Raw genomic sequence first — 18,487 nt, forward strand, 5'->3', positions numbered from 1 at the left:
CCCAAATAAAGGCAAGTCATGTGCCATGCATGCATACGCACGGGTGCAGCCGTGCCCCCACGTTGGCATAGCATTTGCGCGAGTCGGGGCAACGGGCCGAATTTGCCGCGCTTTGGTGCGCGCGCGCACGGCAACGTGCACGCATGGCGTCAGGCGTCGACCGAACGCCTCATCTGGAGGAGAATCGTATGGCGAATACCACGCTCACCATCAGCAGCAAGAATTATTCGTCATGGTCGTTGCGCGGCTGGCTGCTGGCCAAGTTCAGCGGCTTGCCTTTCGAAGAGATCGTGATGCCGATCGACGACCCTGCGGCACGCGCTGAACTTCTGCTGCTGTCGCCGTCCATCCTGGTGCCGTGCCTCGTTCATGACGGCATCAAGGTCTGGGACACGCTGGCGATTGCGGAATATCTGAACGAACTGAAGCCGGACGCGAAGCTGTTGCCCGACGATATTCGCGCCCGCGCGCATTGCCGCTCGATCTGCGGCGAGATGCACTCGGGTTTCGGTTCGCTGCGCTCGGCTCTGCCGATGAACCTGAAAGCGCACTTTCCGGGCTTCAAGGTGTGGGCGCGGGCGCAGTCGGATATCGACCGCATCGTGACGATCTGGAGCGAATGTCTGAAGCAGTACGGCGGGCCGTTTCTGTTCGGCGAGCGCACCGCGGCGGACGCGATGTACGCGCCTGTGGTGACGCGTTTCGTGACCTACGACGTCAAACTCGATCCGGAGATCGTCGAGTACGGACAGCGGATCATGGCGCTGCCCGAGATGCAGGAGTGGATCGCCGACGCGCAACAGGAAGTGGAAGAGATCGACGAGCTGGACGTCGAGTTCTGAAGAAGCCGGGCGGCGCCGCTGTCGCAACAGTGGGCGGCGTTCGGCGCGATAAGCAACACTGCAGCGCGCCGCGCCGGCTCCGACTGCGCCTCAATCGCGTCCGCTTTCCAGTTTGAACACGCTGACCACTTGTGCGAGACGCGCTGCCTGATCGCGCAACTCGGCCGCCGCGAGTTCGGCCTCGCCGACAATGGTCGCGTTCTGCTGTGTGGCTTCGCCGATTTGCGTGACGGCGAGATTCACCTGCTCGATGCCGCCCGATTGCTCGCGCGACGCGACGCTGATCTCGCCCATGATCGCGCGCACCTGGCCGACCTGTTGAACGATGCCCTGCATCGTCGAGCTGGCTTCTTCGGCGATCTGGAAACCGCTTTGCACGGTCGCCGTGGACGTCGCGATCAGACTCTCGATCTCCTTCACCGAAGCCGCGCTGCGCTGCGCCAGCGCGCGCACTTCCGAAGCCACGACCGCGAAGCCCTTGCCGTGCTCGCCGGCGCGTGCCGCTTCCACCGCTGCGTTCAGCGCGAGGATATTGGTCTGGAATGCGATGCCTTCGATCACGCTCGTGATCTCGGCGATCTTCTGCGACGAGCGGCTGATCTCGCCCATCGTCGACACCACGCGTTCGACGGCGCGACCGCCTTCGAGCGCGGCGTCGGCGGCGCGCGTGACGAGCGTGTTGGCTTGCGCGGCGTGGTCGGCGTTCTGCTGCACGGTCGAGGTGATCTCTTCCATGCTGGCCGCCGTTTCCTCGAGGCTGCTCGCCTGCGTGGCGATCCGCGCGGCGATATTGCCGCTGCCGGTGGCGATCTTTTCGGTGCCGTGCGACATATCCGTCGATGCATTGCGCACTTGCGAAACGATGCGCGCGAGACCTTCGCCGATGCCGTCGATCGACTGCATCAGGCGGCCGATTTCATCGGCGCGCGCGTTCGCGCCCTTCGCCACGCGCACGCTCAGATCGCCCGAGGCGAAACGTTCGGATGCCTTGGCCGCTTCGTCGAGCGGGCGGCTTACGAGGCGTCGCACCGCAAAGAGAAACACGGCTGCGAACACGCCGACGAGCACCAGGCCGAGCAGCAGGAATTCATTGCGCGTGGTGATGACGTCGGCCATCACTTCGTCGCGCGGCGCGACGCCGCCCACTAGCCACTGCCATTCCGGCACGGTAACGAACGACACGATCTTGTCGCGCGAGCCGCGTTCGCCGAGCGTTGCATCGGCCGAGCTGTATTCGAGCCGGCCTTCCTTCATGTCGAGCATCTGCTGATACGGCGCGTTCGCGTTGTCGGCATTCTGGCCGGCGGCGGCCGGATGCACGATCAGCTTGCCGCGATCCGCGCCGCTCGACGCGTTGACGACGAAGTAATAACCGCTGTCGCCGATCTTCAGGCTGCGAATGCCGTCCTGGACCGACTGAATTTCCTTGTCCACGTTCACGCCGACGAACAGCGCGCCGATCACGCGGCCGCTTGCGTCCGTGATCGGCCGGTATTGCGTGATCAAACGTTTGCCGAAGAGCGCGGCGAGTCCCGTGTAAGGCTTGTTCGCGAGCAGCAGCGCGTAGGCCGGCGCCTTGCGGTCGAGCAGCGTGCCGATGGCGCGCGAGCCGTCCTGTTTCTTAAGCGATGTCGTGACGCGCACGAAATCATCGCCGCTGCGCGCGAAGATGGTGGCCACCGCGCCGCTGCGTTCGAGAAACAGATCGGGGATGGAAAAGTCCATGTTCAGGACTTTGTCGCCCGCCTTGATGGTCGGCGTGGCGACGCCGCCGATGTCGACCTTCTGGGTCTCGTCGAGCGTGTAGCCGGTGGGCAGGAAGCTCGCGAACAGCGACATCGAGCGATCGACCTCGTTCGACAAGGCTTTGTCGAACAGCTTGATCATCGCGGCGATCGATCGGTCTTTATCGGCGATGCGTTCGAGCACCTGATCGCTGATCTGCTTGCCGGCGGTGCGGGTGAGCGCCCACGTGAACGCGGCGAAAATCAACGCCACCAGCACGCACGAAAGTACGGCGAGCCGCGCGCCGACGCTGGCGCGGCGCAAAGAGAGAAATTCCATGGACGTTTGCAGAGTAGAGGAGGACAGGCGAGGCGCGAGCCATGCGTAGGCATGCCCGGCATCGATGCCTTGTTTACGGCTGCGGTGTCCGCTTTCTTTAGAATTTTGAAAGCGCTTCGTAATTGGTCGTGCCGCCAGCGGCGCTTAGGTCCCATACCGCGCTCAGTCCGCCGAACTGCGCTGCGCGCCACGCCAAGTGCGCAGCAGCAGCGCGTTGGTCACGACGCTCACGCTCGAAAACGCCATCGCCGCGCCGGCGAGCATCGGGTTCAGCAAGCCGAAGGCGGCCAGCGGAATCCCGATCAGGTTGTAGACGAACGCCCAGAACAGGTTCTGCTGGATCTTGCGCCACGTCTTGCGCGAGATGTCGATGGCGTCGGCCACGAGCGCCGGATCGCCGCGCATCAGCGTGATGCCGGCCGCGTGCATCGCCACATCGGTGCCGGTCGCCATCGCGATGCCGATGTCGGCGGCGGCGAGTGCGGGCGCGTCGTTGATGCCGTCGCCTGCCATCGCCACGATGCCGGCGCTGCGGATCTTCAGGTCGCGAATCACGTGGGCCTTGTCGTCGGGCAGAACTTCAGCATGGAATTCGTCGATGCCGAGCGCCTTGGCCACGCTCGCCGCGCTGCCGCGGTTGTCGCCGGTGACGAGCACGCTCTTGATGCCCATTTGCGCCAGCCGCTCGACGGCGGCACGTGCCGTCGGTTTGACGGTGTCGCCGAAAGCGATCAAGGCGAGTGCCGCGGGCGCTTGCGGATTGCGCTGCATGAGCCACGAAACGGTGTTGCCCGCGGCTTCGAGTTCGTGAGCGCGTGCAGTGAGCACTGCCGGCAAGTCGATGCCGAGTTCGTTGAGCCAGCGTGTGCTGCCCAGCGCGAGGGTGCGTCCGTCGACTTCCGCTTCGACGCCGCGGCCTGCGACCGCGCGCGCGGCGCTCGCCTGGCGGGCGAGAGTCTGAACGGATGCGTCCGCGTCGCTACCATTCGTCTGCGCCGCTTCATACGCCTTGACCACCGCGCGCGCCAGCGGGTGATCGCTATGGCGCTGCACCGCCGCGGCCAGCGCCAGCGCCTCGTCGCGGCCGATGCCGCCGATCGGCTCGAACGCCGTCACCGAAGGCTGGCCGAGCGTCAGCGTGCCGGTCTTGTCGAACGCGACGATCGTCACGCGATGCGCGGTTTCCAGCGCTTCGGCGTCTTTGATCAGCACGCCGTGCCGCGCTGCGACGCCGGTGCCGGCCATGATGGCCGCCGGCGTGGCGAGGCCAAGCGCGCACGGGCACGCGATCACCAGCACGGCCACCGCGTTCAGAATCGCGGTTTCGCCGCCCGCGCCGGCGATCAGCCAGCCCACTAGCGTGAGCGCGGCAATCGCCAGAATCGCCGGCACGAAGATTTCGCTGACCCGGTCGACGAGGCGCTGGATCGGCGCCTTCTCGGCCTGTGCGCTTTCCACGAGCCGGATGATTCGCGCGAGCGTCGTTTCCGCGCCGATCGCGGTCGTCGTCACGGCAATCGCGCCTTCGCCGTTGATCGAGCCGGCCGTGACCGTGTCGGCCACCTGCTTCGGCACCGGCAGGCTTTCGCCGGTGATCAGCGATTCGTCGATATGCGTACGGCCTTCGAGCACCGCGCCATCGACCGGGACGCGTTCGCCGGGACGCACGATCACCACCGTGCCGACGCGCACTTGCGCGAGCGGCACGTCGCGCTCGTCACCGCCGACGCGAATGCGCGCCCGATCGGGACGCAGCGCATTGAGGGCGCGGATGGCGTCCGTGGTCTGGCGCTTGGCGCGCGCTTCGAGCCACTTGCCGAAGCGCACCAGCGTGATCACGACCGCCGACGCTTCGAAATACAGATGCATCATGTCGCCCGGATGGGTCGCCAGTTCGTAGACGCTGATGCCATACGCCGCCGACGTGCCGAGCGCCACCAGCAAGTCCATGTTGCCCGCGCCGGCCCGCACGGCACGATAGGCCGCGCGATAGAAGCGCGCGCCGAACACGAACTGCACGATCGAGGCGAGCGCGAGTTGCAGCCATGGCGAGAGCATCGCGTGCAGGCCGAACCATTCGCCGACCATCGGCGCGACAAGCGGCAGCGTCAGCACGGCGGAGGCGAGCACGGCTGCCAGTTCGCGGCGGGTCTGGTCGCGCTTGCGGTCGGCGGGTAAGGCGTGGTCGGCTTGATCGGCCGCTGCCGTTTCATCCGGCGGCACGATCAACGTCGCTTCGTAACCCGCTTTCTTGACGGCGGCGATCAGCGCGTCCGGCGCGGCAGTCATGCCATCCAGATTGACGGTTGCGGTTTCGGTCGCCAGATTCACCGACGCGCCGACCACGCCCGGCACTTTCGCCAGCGCCTTTTCGACGCGCATCGCGCACGAGGCGCAAGTCATCCCGCCGATCGCCAGTTCCGTCGGCTGCTGCGCAACGAGCGGCGCGGTCTCCGTGGCGGCAAGCAGCGTGGCGTCGTAGCCCGCCTTGCGCACGGCGTTGGCGAGCGTGTCGGGATCGACGCTGGCGTCGCTTTCGATGCGTGCTCGCTCCGTGGCGAGATTCACCGACGCACGCGTGACGCCCGGCACTTTGGCGAGCGCTTTCTCGACGCGCAGCGCGCACGAGGCGCAAGTCATTCCGCCAATGTCGAGTTCGGCGGTCCGGGCGGAAGGGGCGGCAGCGTCCGTGGGGCGCTGCGGGTCGGCAAGTTCTGTCATGGTAGGCAAGGCTCGTGGCGGCATCGGGCCGCGTCATGAACCCAGTATTGACCTTCCCATGATGGGAAGGTCAAGGGCGAATTGCAGGGCGCGCTTCAGAGCGCCGATATCTTGCCGAAACGCCCGCTCAGAAGGCCGGCGGCGCATCCAGCATGGCCTGGCCGACGGCCTGCTGTTCGTCGGTAGAGCGTGCCAGCAGGGTTTCGGCCGCGCCGCGCCGGTCCTCCGCCGCCTTGTTCTGGCCGAGTTTCCACTTGCCGACCAGCCGCGTCACCTCGATCTCGATGCCGACGATCGCGCCGAGCATCTGGGAGATGAAGTCGGCGGGCGCGTCGCCCATCTTCCACGGCACCGGTTCGCCGGCTTCCATCTTGCGCGTCAGACGCGCGACCAGGCCGCGCACGAACGACTCCTCGTCGCGCACGACGATCCGGCCATGAGCGTGCACCACCATATAGTTGTAAGTCGGCACCTGCCGATGCGCCTCGTGCTTGCTCGGATACCAGTTCGGCGAGATGTAGGCGGCCGGACCCTGGAAGATCACGAGCGCATCCGGGTTCGCGGCCGCTTCCTGCCACACCGGGTTCGCGCGGGCGACGTGAGCGCGCAGGATGCCGTGCGTTTCACTGGCCGCGGACGGGACTTCGAACTCGAACGGCACATGGTTCGCGTCGAGCCCGTTCGGTCCGTTGGTGATCAGCGCGCCGAAAGGCTGCTCGGCGATCAGGCGATGGAGAACCTCTGGGCGGTTCTCTTCGAAATGGGCGGGCATATACATAAAGCGCTCCGGATACGAGGGGGCGAAAGAGCAGCGATGAAAGGTCGCCCAAGGCGTGGGGCGCCGGGGTGGATGTAACAAAAAACGTCAACCGTACCGCAAAAGGACGGCGTGCGCGCGCGAACCCGCGCTATTCCTGCCTTTGCGCTTGCCTGGTAATCAAGGATACGATACAACCCGATGTTGTCGGCATCGCGAACCGCGGACTGGCTGCGTTGGGCTTTGGGAGGCCGCGCAAACAGGGTTCGCCGCACGCCGGCGTCTCCCTTAGGACCACCCGTTCCGCCACCTGAACGAATGATAAAAAATCGCCGAGATTTGTTTTCGATTCACTGGACCTGCGCATCGTTCGCAGGCCTCGCATTTCTGGCCGGTTGCGCGTCGACCCCCACTGCGACACAAAAATCCACTGGCTGGATCAAGGACGAAGTCGCCGACTCGTACGTATTCGGCTACCCGCTGGTGCTGATGGGCGTCGCGCGCGATGCGGCGGTCGGTACCGATCCGGGCCAGGCGCCGCTCAATACGCTGCGCCACGCGCAGGCATTGCCGCCGATCGGCGCGTCCAATCCGATACGGCCGAGTCTCGATACATTCGATTCGACCGGCTGGCTGGACGTCGGCAGCGAACCGGTGATCGTTTCGCTGCCAGACTCGCACGGCCGCTATGTCGACGCCCGCGTGCTCGACATGTGGACCAATGTGGTGTGGTCCACCAGTTCGCAGTTCGCCACGCGTGCGGCGGGCATCAAGGCGCAGGCGATCGCCTTTGTCGGTCCGGGCTGGCAAGGGGATTTGCCCAAAGGTGTGACGCGCGTCGACGTGCCGACCCGCAATGCATGGGTGAGCGTGCGTATCCAGTCGAACGGCACACGCGATCTGACGGCGGTTCGTAAGCTGCAGCGCGCGATTCGCGTCGCGCCGCTGAGCATCTACGCGGGCGACGGCCGCTCCGCCTCGATCACACCGCCGCGCAGCAATGCCGCCGACGCGGCAGCGGCCGCGTCCGGCACGCCGGCCGCGCAAGTCGCCGCGCTCGACGCGAACGGCTTCTTCACGCGACTCGCGCAGGCTTTGCCTGACAATCCGCCGACGCCGGCCGATCCGCACGCGCTCAAATTTCTCTCGGACCTCGGTGTGACGCCCGGCGAGCCGGTCAAGCTGCCGAACGCGCCGGAGGCCATCGCGGCCGGTCTCGCCGACGGTCATGAACGTGTCGTCTCGCCGCCATCCAACTTGCTGAGCGGCAACGGCTGGAGCTGGTTCGGCGACGGCGTGGGCAACTACGGTCCCGACTACGCGATGCGCGCCTATGCCGCTTACGCGCAACCCGGCATCGGCACGAAAGACGACGAAGCTCGCGCGGTCGCCACCCAGGACAGCGACGGTCATGTGCTCAACGGCGCAAACCGTTACGTGATCCACTTCGCGCCGAATCAGTTGCCGCCGGTGCGCGGCTTCTGGTCGATCACCGCCTACACGAAGGATGGCGCGCTCGGTGAAAGCGCGCCGGCGCGTCTGGCGGTCGGCGACCGCAACGGCGCGCGCCGCAATCACGACGGCTCGCTCGACGTGACGGTGTCGTCCGCTCGCGGCAAGAGCGGCAACTGGCTGCCGGCGCCGCGTGCCGATCTGCAACTCGTGTTGCGTCTGTATGCGCCCAAGCCGCAAGCCACCGACGGCAGTTGGCAACCGCCGGCCGTCGTGCGTCAGTGATACCTGCGTGTCCATGACGTGACAGCCGCGCATCAGTGACGAGCGGTTAGCGCATCGCGAAACGCATGTCCGCCGCATCGACTCGGAGGACATGCGACGCTATCGCGCGGAGGAATGTGTAAGCCACGCCTTACATTTATATCCGACGAAAGATTCACGACTTATACTGCCGCTTGCGGGATTTTCGTTTTCGCGGCGGGCTTGCCGCCGCACTACCCAAGACCGAGCATGGCAAGCCTCAATAAAGCATCACTAGCCTCGTCCATGCAGACCGTGCGCGATGTCGCGCAGTCACGCCGCACCCGGCGTGTCATTACCGGTCTGCTGATCTTCGTTGTACTGTTTGGTCTGCTGGGCTTCTTCGCGGCGCCGCCGATGATTCGCCACATTGCCGAACAACAGCTCAGCAAACAACTCGACCGCCCTGCCACCATCGGCCGCATTGCGCTCAATCCGTACACGCTCAAGCTCGAAGCCGATCGTGTGCATATCGGCGAGCGCGGCGGCGCGGGCGACTTCGTGGATATCTCGCGGCTCATCGTGCAGCCGTCGTGGAGTTCGCTGTTTCGCGCGGCGCCGATCATCGACGAAGTGCAGCTCGATTCGCCGCGCTTTCACATTGTTCGCTACGATGCGCAGCGCTTCAATTTCACCGACCTGATCGAGAAATTCGCGAAGCAGCCGACCAAGCCCGATAGCAAGCCGACTCTGTTCTCCGTATCGAACATTCGCCTCGAAAACGGCCAGATTACGTTCGACGACAAACTGCTCGGCGCGACGCATGTGATCGATCAATGGAAGCTCGGCGTTCCGTTCATCGCCACGCTGCCGTCGAAAACCGATATCTTCGTCGAGCCTTTGCTGCGTGCGAGGATCGACGGCAGTCCGCTTGCCATCGACGGCAAGACCAAGCCGTTTGCCGCGTCGCGCGAGTCGGAAGTGTCGTTGCGCTTCGACGGGCTCGATGTGCCGCGCCTCATGTCGTACGTGCCGACCAAACTGCCGGTGATCGTGCAGTCCGGCAAACTGTCCACCGATCTCAAGCTCAACTTCGTGGTCTCCAACGACGCGCCTTCGTTGCGCGTGGCGGGCACCGTCGATATGAACGACGTGGACGTGCAGGATCAGAGCAAGGCGCCGTTCTTCGCGGCGCGCGCGGTGCATGTGGCCGCCACCACGCTCGAGCCGTTGAAGAGCCTCTATCACTTCGACGAGATCCGCATCGAGGCGCCCACCGCCAATCTTGCGCGTGACAAAGACGGCGTGGTGAGCGTCGAGAAGATGTTCGCGCCCGCGCCCGCATCTGAAGCGGCTGCGGCGCAACCGGCCGCGAGCGCGCCGCTTGCGGCGTCCGGTTCGAAGGCCACCGAAAAGACGGCGCCGCCGCTGGATCTGTCGATCAAACGCTTCTTGCTCAATGACGGCACCGTGAATGTTCACGACGCCGCCGCCTCACGCCCCATGGACGTCGGCCTGCAAAAACTGGCCGTGACGCTGACCGATTTCTCGACGCTCGCCACCGCGCCCGCGCACTACACGCTGAACACCGATTTCAAGAACGCCGGCGGCTCGCTCGGCGTGGCCGGCGCGTTCGGCCTCGTCGCGAAAACGGCCAGTGCGAAGCTCGATCTGAAGTCGTTGAAGCTGCCGCTGCTGCAACCGTATATCGACACCGCGACTGTTGCGCAGATTACGGACGGCGCGCTTTCGGCTAGCGCCAATGTCGGCGCGAACTGGTCGAAGTCGCCGGTTGCGGTGATGGTCACCGATTCGCAACTGGACCTGCAATCGCTGAAAGTCGGGACGCGCGAGAGCAAGGATCCGCTGATCTCGCTTGCGCAAGGCAGCGTGAAGCTCAAGCAGGTGGATCTGGCGGCGCGCACCGCCGAGATCGCCAGCGTCGATACGACCGGCCTCGCGCTCGACGCGCAGCGTCTGAAAGACGGCAGCATCAACCTCGCCGCGCTTGCCGGCCAGCACGAAGCGGCGCAGCGGCGCACCGCGATTCACGCGGTCAAGAAGGCGCAGGCGGAAGGGCCCGCATGGCACTACAAGATCGGCGAGCTGACCCTGAAAGACGCCACCGCCAATTTCACAGACAACACCACGCCGCAGCCGGTGAAGCTGAACATCACGCCGCTGCAGCTAAAGGTGCAGAACATCAGCGACGACCTGAGCCGTCCGCTGCCGGTCGATCTGCAGGCGACGCTGAACAAGAAGGGCACACTCGGCGTCAAGGGCGACGTCACGGCGACGCCGCTCAAGGTGGCCGTCAAGGTGAACGCCAACCGGCTCGACGCGGCGGCCTTCGAGCCGTACTTCGGCAGCAAGCTGAATGCGGTGATCGCGAGCGCGCTGCTCAATGCGAACGGCGACCTCGCGTTGAATCAGGCGAAGTCGCTGAAAGCGACCTATCACGGCGACGTGGCGCTCGTCGAAGTCCGTATGCTCGACAAGGCGACCTCCGATCCGTTCGCGGGATGGGGCTCGCTTGCGTTGTCCAACCTTAAGGCGGACTACGACGAGCACGGCACGGTGGTCGACGCGGGCCGCGTCACGTTCACCAAGTTCTATGGACGCGTGCTGCTCGACGCGCAGGGCAAGCTCAATCTCAAGGACGTCGTCGCGCATGAAAGCGGCGCAGCGCAATCGCTGACGCGCGACAAGAGCGGGGCCGAGCCCGTGCCGTTGACGCCGCAAGCGGCATCGACAGTCGCGGCTGCGCCCGCGCCGGCCTCGTCGACCGCGCCCGCCACGGTGACGGCGGCTACGCCGCCGCAAAGCCCGGTCAAGCTCCACTTCGGTCAACTGGTGCTGCAACAGGGCCGCGTGACGTACACCGACAACTTCATCAAACCGAATTTCACGGCGAATCTGGTCGGCATTCAGGGCACGGTCGGCGCGTTCGGCACGCAATCGACCACGGCTGCGCCAGTCGACATCGCCGCGAAACTGGCGGCCAATGGTCCGTTGTCGATTCGCGGTACGGTCAATCCGCTGATTGCGAAGCCGGCGCTCGATCTGACAGCGGTCGCGCACGATATCGAACTGACCAATCTCACGCCGTATTCGTCGAAATATGCCGGGTATCCGATCACCAAGGGCAAGCTGAACGTCGATCTGCACTACAAGCTGGCGAACGATCAACTGGACGCGAACAATCATATTTTCATCGACCAGCTCACGTTCGGCGATCACATCGACAACGATACGGCGACCAAGCTGCCCGTGCGTCTCGCGATCTCGCTGCTGAAGAATTCGCGCGGCGAGATCGACGTGAACCTGCCGGTGTCGGGCTCGCTTGCGAATCCTGAGTTCAGTATTGGCGGCCTGATCTGGCATGCCGTGCTCAATCTGCTCCAGAAGGCGGTGACCGCGCCGTTCTCGCTGATCGCCAACGCATTCGGCGGCAGTGGCGAGGAGTTGGGCTATGTCGAGTTCGAACCCGGCTCGGCGAAACTGACCGACGCCGACACCCAGAAACTCGACACGATCGTGAAGGCGCTGTCCGATAAACCGTCGATCCGCATGGACCTGATCGGCCGCGTCGATCCGGCCGTCGACGAACCCGCGTTGCGCACCGGCTATGTGGACCGCCTCGTCAAGCAGCAGAAGATCAAGGACGTGGTGGGTAACGGCGAGAGCGTCGACTTGTCGACCGTCACCGTCGACCCGAAGGACTACGACAAGTATCTGAGCAAGGCCTACAAGTCGGCGGACTTCAAGAAGCCGCGCAATTTTGTCGGCTTGACCAAGAGCTTGCCGGACGACGACATGAAGAGCGCGCTCGCCGCCAACGCCCCGATCGATGAGGCCAGCCTGCGCCAGCTCGCACAACAGCGCGCGCAGAGCGTGCAGCAATATCTGGACGGCAAGATCGACAGCAGCCGCGTGTTTATCGTCGCGCCTAAGCTGAATGCCGACGGCATCAAGGATAAGGGCGCGACGACGCGGGTCGACTTCGGCTTGAAGTGAGCGTCGTGAGGCCTGGCGCTTTGTGCGTCAGGCAGAATCCGGTGTTTTTCTTGAGCGCGCTGTGGTGAACATAGAACGTTGAACGTTGAGCGCACCGCTGCCGGCCGCGCATGCTCGCGGCGGCATGTGCTCAAGCGGCGCGCGTCGGCGCCTTCAACGCGGTTTGCTCGATCACGCGCGCGAGCGTGTCGAACGCGGGGCCGATCTTGTCGTTCGGCACGCACGCATACCCGAGCAGCAGTCCACGCCGCGCGGGCGTATCGCTGCTGTAATAGCTTGCGAGCGGGCGCACGATTACGCCGGCGTCGTAAGCGGCGGCCGTCACCGCGCGATCGTTCGCGTGATCCGGCAGGCCGAGCACCAGATGCAGACCGGCCTCGTCGCCCATCACCGGCAGTTCGTTGCCGAAACGCGCGGTGATGGCGTCGATCAGGATCTGCCGGCGTTCGCCGTACAGCGCGCGCATGCGCCGAACGTGCGAGGTGAGATGGCCGTCCATGATGAAGTCGGTCATCACCGCCTGCTGCATCAACTGACCTTCGCGATACAACTCCGCCACGCCTGTGCGGAACGTATCCACCAGATGCTCCGGCGCGATCATATAGCCGATCCGCAGGCCCGGAAACAGCATTTTCCCCAGGCTGCCGACATAGATCACCTGGCCGGCGTCGTCGAGTCCTTGCAGCGACGCGAGCGGACGGCTGCCGTAGCGGAACTCGCTGTCGTAGTCGTCCTCGATGATCCACACGTTGTGCTGGCGCGCGTATTCGAGCAGTGTGCGACGGCGCGCGAGGCTCATCACCATGCCGAGCGGATACTGATGCGACGGCGTGACGAGCGCGAGCCGCGGCGGCTGTTGCAGATCCTGTTCGCGCGGATTCAGGCCTTCGTCATCCACCGGCACCGGCACGAGGGTAATCCCCGATGACTGCAGCACGCTGCGTGCGCCCCAATAGCACGGTTCTTCCACCCACGCGCGGTCGCCGACATCGGTCAACAGACGCACCGCCAGATCGATCGACTGATGAATGCCCGTGGTGATGATGATCTGGTCCGGCGTGCAGTTCACCGAGCGCGCCACACGCAGGTAGTCCGACAACGCCCGCCGCAATGGCCGGTAGCCGCCGCCGGGCGCGTAGGTGAGCAGATCGGGATTGGCTTCCTTCCACAAACGCGCCTGCAGACGGCTCCACGTGCGCGCCGGAAATTCCGCGACGTCGGGCACGCCCGGCATGAACGCGCCCCACTGTTTCGCGGAAACGCCGGCTTTGTCGATCAGACGGCGTCCGCGGGTCGACAGATCGCTGAGGTCGCGCTTTGGCGGCTTGGGGCTTTCCCTGGCTGTACTGCCTTCTTTGTCGACGCTCGCCACGGCCGGCTTCCTGCGCATATTCACCGCGGCCGTGTCCGGCCGCGTGTCGGCGACGTAGGTGCCGCTGCCGGTGGTCGAGATCACATAGCCTTCGGCGGTCAACTGGTCGTAGACGTGCAGCACCGTGTTGCGCGCAATGCCGAGGTCTTCGGCGAGCGTGCGCGAGCTGGGCAGCTTGGTGCCCGGCGGCAGCTGGCCGGTCAGGATAGCCTGCTGCATGAGCCGCAACGTCTGCCGGTAGACCGGTTCGGCGGCCGCGCGGTCGAGCCGCGCGGCAAGCCAATCCGACAAAATCACGGTGTCCAAGTGGTTCTATCCGGAATAATGAAATGGTTCCATATTGTAGAACCGTAACGGTCTATAGTGAGCCACGCAATTGCTGCAATCCCGCTGCTTTGCACGGGAGCCAGCCGGACCGCAGAGGAGACTTGGACGATGAAAACCGAAGACGTGATCGTCAGCTTTCGAGGTGTGCGAAAGACCTACGACGGCGAAACGCTGGTCGTCAAACAGCTCGACCTGGATATCTATCAGGGCGAATTTCTGACGCTGCTCGGGCCGTCCGGTTCGGGCAAGACCACCTGTCTGATGATGCTGGCGGGTTTTGAATTTCCCACCGGCGGCGAAATCTGGCTGGATGGCACGCTGCTCAATACCGTGCCGCCGCATAAGCGCAACATCGGCATGGTGTTTCAGAACTACGCGCTGTTTCCGCATCTGACGGTCGAGCAGAACGTCGCGTATCCGCTTACCGTGCGCAAGATTTCGGCGGAAGAGCGCGCGCATCGCACGAATAACGCGCTCAAGATGGTGCGCATGGAGAGCTTCGCAAAGCGCTATCCGGCGCAGCTTTCCGGTGGCCAGCAGCAGCGTATCGCGCTCGCCCGCGCGCTGGTGTTCGAGCCGAAACTCGTGCTGATGGACGAGCCGCTCGGCGCGCTGGACAAACAGTTGCGCGAACACATGCAGTACGAACTTAAATCATTGCACGAGAAACTCGGCGTCACGTTCGTGTACGTCACGCACGATCAGGGCGAGGCGCTGACCATGTCCGATCGCGTCGCCGTGTTCGATAAAGGCATCGTGCAGCAGCTCGATACCGTGGACCGGCTGTACGAATCGCCGTGCAATGAGTTCGTGGCGAACTTCATCGGCGACAGCAACAAGCTGCGCGGCACGATCGCGAATGTCGACGGCGAGTATTGCGAATTTCACCTGATTGACGGCACGCGCCTCACCGGCCGCAATATCGGCGGCGCGCAAGCGGGTACGCCGGCGGTCGCGTGCATCCGGCCCGAGCGCATGAAGCTCGCCAACGGCTTGTCGCGGCCGGGCGCCAATGCGCTCACCGGTGAAGCGCGCGGGCTGATCTATTTCGGCGACCACGTGCGCATGCGTTGTGGTCTGCCGCAACAGGACGAGTGCTTCGTGAAGGTGCCGCTCGGCACCGGCGTGCTCGACACCTTCGCGCCCGGCGCACCGGTCGCACTCGAATTCGCACCCGAGCATCTGCGGGTTTTCGCAGGGGCGTGAACGCGTCGAACGCGCAAGATGTTCGACGCAGGCAGGGCAAGTCAAGCAGCACATAACAAAGTCGCACTGAACGTATGAAGCACACCACCAAAGGAGAGCAACACACCATGAGCAAGATCGGGAAATCGCGCTGCGCCATCGCTGTCGGTGCTGTGGCGCTCGCGCTGGGCGCCGCGCAAGTCAATGCGGCCGAATTGACGGTCGTCAATTTCGGCGGCGCGAATGGCGACGCGCAAAAGGTTGCATTCAACCAGCCGTTCGAAAAGGAGACCAGCAACAAAGTCACCGCCGTCGAATACAACGGCGAGCAGGCCAAAGTGAAGGCGATGGTCGAAGCCAAGCATGTGAACTGGGACGTGGTGGAAGTCGAATCGGGCGATATCGGCCGTGGCTGTGATGAAGGGCTGTACGAGAAACTCGACTGGTCGAAGATCGGCAAGAAGGCGGATCTGATTCCCGAAGCACCGCAAACCTGCGGTGTGGGCTTCTTCGTGTGGTCGACGGCGCTCGCGTACAACGCTGACAAGCTGAAAACGGCGCCGGCCGGCTGGGCCGATTTCTGGGACGTGAAGAAATTCCCGGGTAAGCGCGCAATGCGCAAAGGCGCACGCTACAACCTCGAATTCGCGCTGATGGCCGACGGCGTGCCGCCGAAGGACGTCTACAAGGTGCTCGCCACCAAGGAAGGCCAGGACCGCGCGTTCAAGAAGCTCGACGAACTGAAGCCGAACATCCAGTGGTGGGAAGCGGGCGCGCAGCCGCCGCAATTCCTCGTCGCGGGCGACGTGGTGATGTCCACTGCGTATAACGGCCGCATCGACGCCGCGCAGAAGGAAGGCAAGAACCTGAAGGTGGTGTGGAACGGCAGCATCTACGACCTCGACTACTGGGCGATTCCGAAGGGCACGCCGAACAAGGCGCTGGCCGAGAAGTACATCGCCTATTCGATTTCGTCGAAGCCGCAACAGGACTATGCGCACAACATCGCGTACGGTCCGGTGAATGTGGCGGCTATCAAGGCGCTCGATCCGAAGACGCTTGCGAATCTGCCGAACTCGCCGGCTAATGGGAAGAATGCGGTGCTGCAGAACCTGGCGTTCTGGACCGATCATGGCGATGAGTTGGAGCAGCGGTTTTCGTCGTGGGCTTCGAAGTAGTTAGTGTTGTGTGAGGGCGTGGTGGGTTCGATGCCGCCGCGCCTTCGAGTTGTGAAATGACGCGCGCGCATGCAGTACCCAAGTGCGCGCGCTTCCAAGGTAAAGCAGGAGACAGGTGTGACTACGATGACGATCGCTGCCGATTCGACGCCTGAATCAAGTGGCCGACTCAAGCGCGAGCTGAAGGCCGCGGAAGCCAGGAAGCGGGCCATGGCCCTGCTGCTGATCGCGCCGCTCGCGATTTTTCTGCTGCTGATTTTTGTCGTGCCGATCGGCGCGCTGCTCACGCGCGCCGCGCAAAATCCCGAAGTCGTCAACGCGCTGCCGCATACGCTGGCGTCGTTGAGCGCGTGGGATCGCAAGACACCGCCGCCGGATACCGCGTATGCCGCGCTGGCTGTCGACCTCGCCGCGATCGCCGACAGCGACGGCATGGGCGCACTCGCACGACGCCTGAACGTGGAGATTCCGGGCTACCGTTCGCTGGTCGCCAAATCCGCGCGCGCCATGCCGTTTGTCGACGACAACAGCAAGCCCTTGCAACTGACGCCCGCCCAGATGCACGCGAAATTCGCCGAGCTTGACGAACGCTGGAACGACGTCGCGTACTGGCAAGCCATCGCGAAAAATTCCGGCGCGTATTCGCCGTTTTATCTGCTGGCTTCGCTGGACCACAAACAGGACGCGTTCGGTCACATCATTCCGACCGACCCTGATCAACAGATTTATCTCGCCGTGTTCAGCCGCACCTTTGTGATCGGCGCGGCAGTGACGTTCTTCGCGCTGCTACTCGGTTATCCGCTCGCCTACTGGATTTCGACGCTGTCCGAACGTCGCGCGAATCTGGTGATGATTCTCGTGCTGATTCCGTTCTGGACCTCGATCCTCGTGCGCGTTGCGGCATGGATCGTGATTCTGCAAAGCGAAGGGCTGGTGAACAAGGCGCTGGTCGGCAGCGGGCTGTTGCACGATCCGCTGGCGCTGCTGTTCAACCGGACCGGCGTCTATATTTCGATGACGCACATTCTGCTGCCGTTCATGATCCTGCCGCTCTATAGCGTGATGAAGTCGATCCCGCCGACCTATCAGCGCGCCGCGATTTCTCTCGGTAGCCATCCGTTCGCCGCGTTCTGGCGTGTGTATGTACCGCAGACCTATCCGGGCATCGGCGCAGGCGCGTTGCTGGTGTTCATTCTGGCAATCGGCTACTACATCACGCCGGCCTTGCTCGGCGGACCGAACGATCAGATGGTCAGCTACTACGTCGCGTACTTCACCAACGTGACCATCAACTGGGGCATGGCGTGCGCGCTCGGCGGCTTGCTGCTCGCCGCGACGCTGGTGCTGTACGTCATTTACGGGCGCTTCACGCGTTCGTCACTGAGCCTCGGCTGAACGGAGTCTATTGCGATGAAACTTGCCAAGCCTTTGTTCGCGCCGCATACGTCTTTCGTCGAACGCGTGTGGTATTTCGCGTTGCGTGCGCTGGCGGTGCTCACGCTCCTGTATCTCATCTTGCCGGTGCTGGCGATCGTGCCGCTGTCGTTTTCGTCGAGCACATTTCTGGTGTATCCGATTCCGGGCTGGTCGTTGCGCTGGTATCAGAATCTGATCGCGTCCGATGAATGGCGCATGGCGGCCAAGAACAGCTTTATCGTCGCGCCCTCGGCGACGGTGGTTGCGACCGTGCTTGGGACGTTGGCGGCAATCGGACTGACCAAGGCGAACTTCCGCGGCAAAGGGCTGCTCATGGCGATCCTGATCTCGCCGATGATCGTGCCGGTGGTGGTGGTCGGCGTCGGCATGTACCTGTTCTTTGCACCGCTTGGGTTGGCCAATACCTACATCGGTCTGATTCTCGCGCATGCGTCGCTCGGCGTTCCCTTTGTCGTGACGACGGTGGCGGCGACCTTGCAGGGCTTCAACTACAACCTGGTGCGGGCGAGTTTGTCGCTGGGCGCAAATCCGGTGAAGACGTTTTTCCGTATCACGTTGCCGGTAATCGCACCGGGCGTGATTTCGGGCGCGCTGTTCGCATTTGCGACTTCATTCGATGAGGTCGTCGTGACGCTGTTCCTGGCGGGCGCGGATCAGACTACGTTGCCCCGACAGATGTTCACCGGTATCCGCGAAAATATCAGCCCGACCATCGCCGCGCTGGCGACCATTCTGATTATTTTTTCCACCAGCCTGTTACTGGCGCTCGAGTGGCTGCGTGGGCGAAATGCAGCGCGGGCAGTCAAGGTCTGAGTATCTGCTGATGACAGATTTTATTTGAAACGCATCACAATTAACATTTTCCTGACGCTAATCTAAGATTGCTCCCATT

Annotated in this window: 11 protein-coding genes; 7 read left to right on the top strand and 4 right to left on the bottom strand. The window is 63.9% G+C overall.

Annotation, left to right across the window (positions count from 1 at the left end; translation table 11 throughout):
- The first annotated feature begins 188 nt into the window (after window positions 1–188).
- Window positions 189–842, top strand: a complete 654-nt coding sequence (locus P0D96_RS12905; protein WP_132383569.1) for a glutathione S-transferase family protein — start codon at window positions 189–191, stop codon at window positions 840–842.
- Window positions 843–932: 90 nt separating this feature from the next.
- On the opposite strand, the gene P0D96_RS12910 is transcribed toward P0D96_RS12905, so the two are convergent.
- The 3 genes from P0D96_RS12910 to P0D96_RS12920 all read right to left on the bottom strand — a co-directional run bounded on the left by P0D96_RS12910 (window position 933) and on the right by P0D96_RS12920 (window position 6,405).
- Window positions 933–2,906 (bottom strand): methyl-accepting chemotaxis protein, encoded by a 1,974-nt coding sequence (locus tag P0D96_RS12910; protein ID WP_408284919.1) that lies wholly within the window; start codon window positions 2,904–2,906, stop codon window positions 933–935.
- A gap of 162 nt (window positions 2,907–3,068) precedes the next feature.
- Window positions 3,069–5,627: a heavy metal translocating P-type ATPase gene (locus tag P0D96_RS12915; RefSeq protein ID WP_408313697.1), complete on the bottom strand. Its 2,559-nt coding sequence runs from the start codon at window positions 5,625–5,627 to the stop codon at window positions 3,069–3,071.
- A gap of 127 nt (window positions 5,628–5,754) precedes the next feature.
- Entirely contained in the window at window positions 5,755–6,405 is a 651-nt protein-coding gene (locus tag P0D96_RS12920; protein WP_408313699.1) for an FMN-binding negative transcriptional regulator, read from the bottom strand.
- Between the two features lie 297 nt (window positions 6,406–6,702).
- On the opposite strand from P0D96_RS12920, the gene P0D96_RS12925 reads away from it, so the two are divergent.
- Together P0D96_RS12925 and P0D96_RS12930 are read left to right on the top strand one after the other, a co-directional pair.
- The gene (locus tag P0D96_RS12925; protein ID WP_408313701.1) at window positions 6,703–8,121 is read left to right on the top strand and encodes a DUF1254 domain-containing protein; all 1,419 of its coding nucleotides are present in this window, start codon (window positions 6,703–6,705) and stop codon (window positions 8,119–8,121) included.
- Between the two features lie 228 nt (window positions 8,122–8,349).
- Entirely contained in the window at window positions 8,350–12,096 is a 3,747-nt protein-coding gene (locus tag P0D96_RS12930; protein WP_408313703.1) for a DUF748 domain-containing protein, read from the top strand.
- Window positions 12,097–12,226: 130 nt separating this feature from the next.
- Here the strand turns inward: P0D96_RS12930 and pdxR are convergent, their stop codons facing one another.
- On the bottom strand, window positions 12,227–13,774 hold the full coding sequence (gene pdxR, locus P0D96_RS12935; RefSeq protein WP_408177673.1) for a MocR-like pyridoxine biosynthesis transcription factor PdxR: 1,548 nt from the start codon (window positions 13,772–13,774) through the stop codon (window positions 12,227–12,229).
- Between the two features lie 129 nt (window positions 13,775–13,903).
- On the opposite strand from pdxR, the gene P0D96_RS12940 reads away from it, so the two are divergent.
- The 4 genes from P0D96_RS12940 to P0D96_RS12955 all read left to right on the top strand — a co-directional run bounded on the left by P0D96_RS12940 (window position 13,904) and on the right by P0D96_RS12955 (window position 18,408).
- Window positions 13,904–15,001, top strand: coding sequence for an ABC transporter ATP-binding protein (locus P0D96_RS12940; protein WP_408284932.1), 1,098 nt, complete (start codon window positions 13,904–13,906; stop codon window positions 14,999–15,001).
- Between the two features lie 107 nt (window positions 15,002–15,108).
- A complete protein-coding gene (locus P0D96_RS12945) occupies window positions 15,109–16,158 on the top strand; it encodes an ABC transporter substrate-binding protein (RefSeq protein WP_132383583.1) in 1,050 nt (349 codons plus the stop codon).
- 117 nt (window positions 16,159–16,275) lie between these two features.
- On the top strand, window positions 16,276–17,553 hold the full coding sequence (locus P0D96_RS12950) for an ABC transporter permease (RefSeq protein ID WP_342960207.1): 1,278 nt from the start codon (window positions 16,276–16,278) through the stop codon (window positions 17,551–17,553).
- A 15-nt stretch (window positions 17,554–17,568) separates the two neighbouring features.
- Window positions 17,569–18,408: an ABC transporter permease gene (locus tag P0D96_RS12955; protein WP_132383585.1), complete on the top strand. Its 840-nt coding sequence runs from the start codon at window positions 17,569–17,571 to the stop codon at window positions 18,406–18,408.
- Window positions 18,409–18,487: the final 79 nt, after the last annotated feature.

Source organism: Paraburkholderia sp. RL17-347-BIC-D, assembly GCF_046027915.1.
Lineage (GTDB): Bacteria > Pseudomonadota > Gammaproteobacteria > Burkholderiales > Burkholderiaceae > Paraburkholderia.

Bases quoted from the DNA above. Each gene is read 5' to 3' on its own strand.
- P0D96_RS12925 (WP_408313701.1), top strand. From the start codon at position 6,703: ATGATAAAAAATCGCCGAGATTTGTTTTCGATTCACTGGACCTGCGCA.
- P0D96_RS12930 (WP_408313703.1), top strand. From the start codon at position 8,350: ATGGCAAGCCTCAATAAAGCATCACTAGCCTCGTCCATGCAGACCGTG.
- P0D96_RS12945 (WP_132383583.1), top strand. From the start codon at position 15,109: ATGAGCAAGATCGGGAAATCGCGCTGCGCCATCGCTGTCGGTGCTGTG.
- P0D96_RS12915 (WP_408313697.1), bottom strand. From the start codon at position 5,627: ATGACAGAACTTGCCGACCCGCAGCGCCCCACGGACGCTGCCGCCCCT.
- P0D96_RS12905 (WP_132383569.1), top strand. From the start codon at position 189: ATGGCGAATACCACGCTCACCATCAGCAGCAAGAATTATTCGTCATGG.
- P0D96_RS12940 (WP_408284932.1), top strand. From the start codon at position 13,904: ATGAAAACCGAAGACGTGATCGTCAGCTTTCGAGGTGTGCGAAAGACC.
- P0D96_RS12955 (WP_132383585.1), top strand. From the start codon at position 17,569: ATGAAACTTGCCAAGCCTTTGTTCGCGCCGCATACGTCTTTCGTCGAA.
- P0D96_RS12920 (WP_408313699.1), bottom strand. From the start codon at position 6,405: ATGTATATGCCCGCCCATTTCGAAGAGAACCGCCCAGAGGTTCTCCAT.
- P0D96_RS12910 (WP_408284919.1), bottom strand. From the start codon at position 2,906: ATGGAATTTCTCTCTTTGCGCCGCGCCAGCGTCGGCGCGCGGCTCGCC.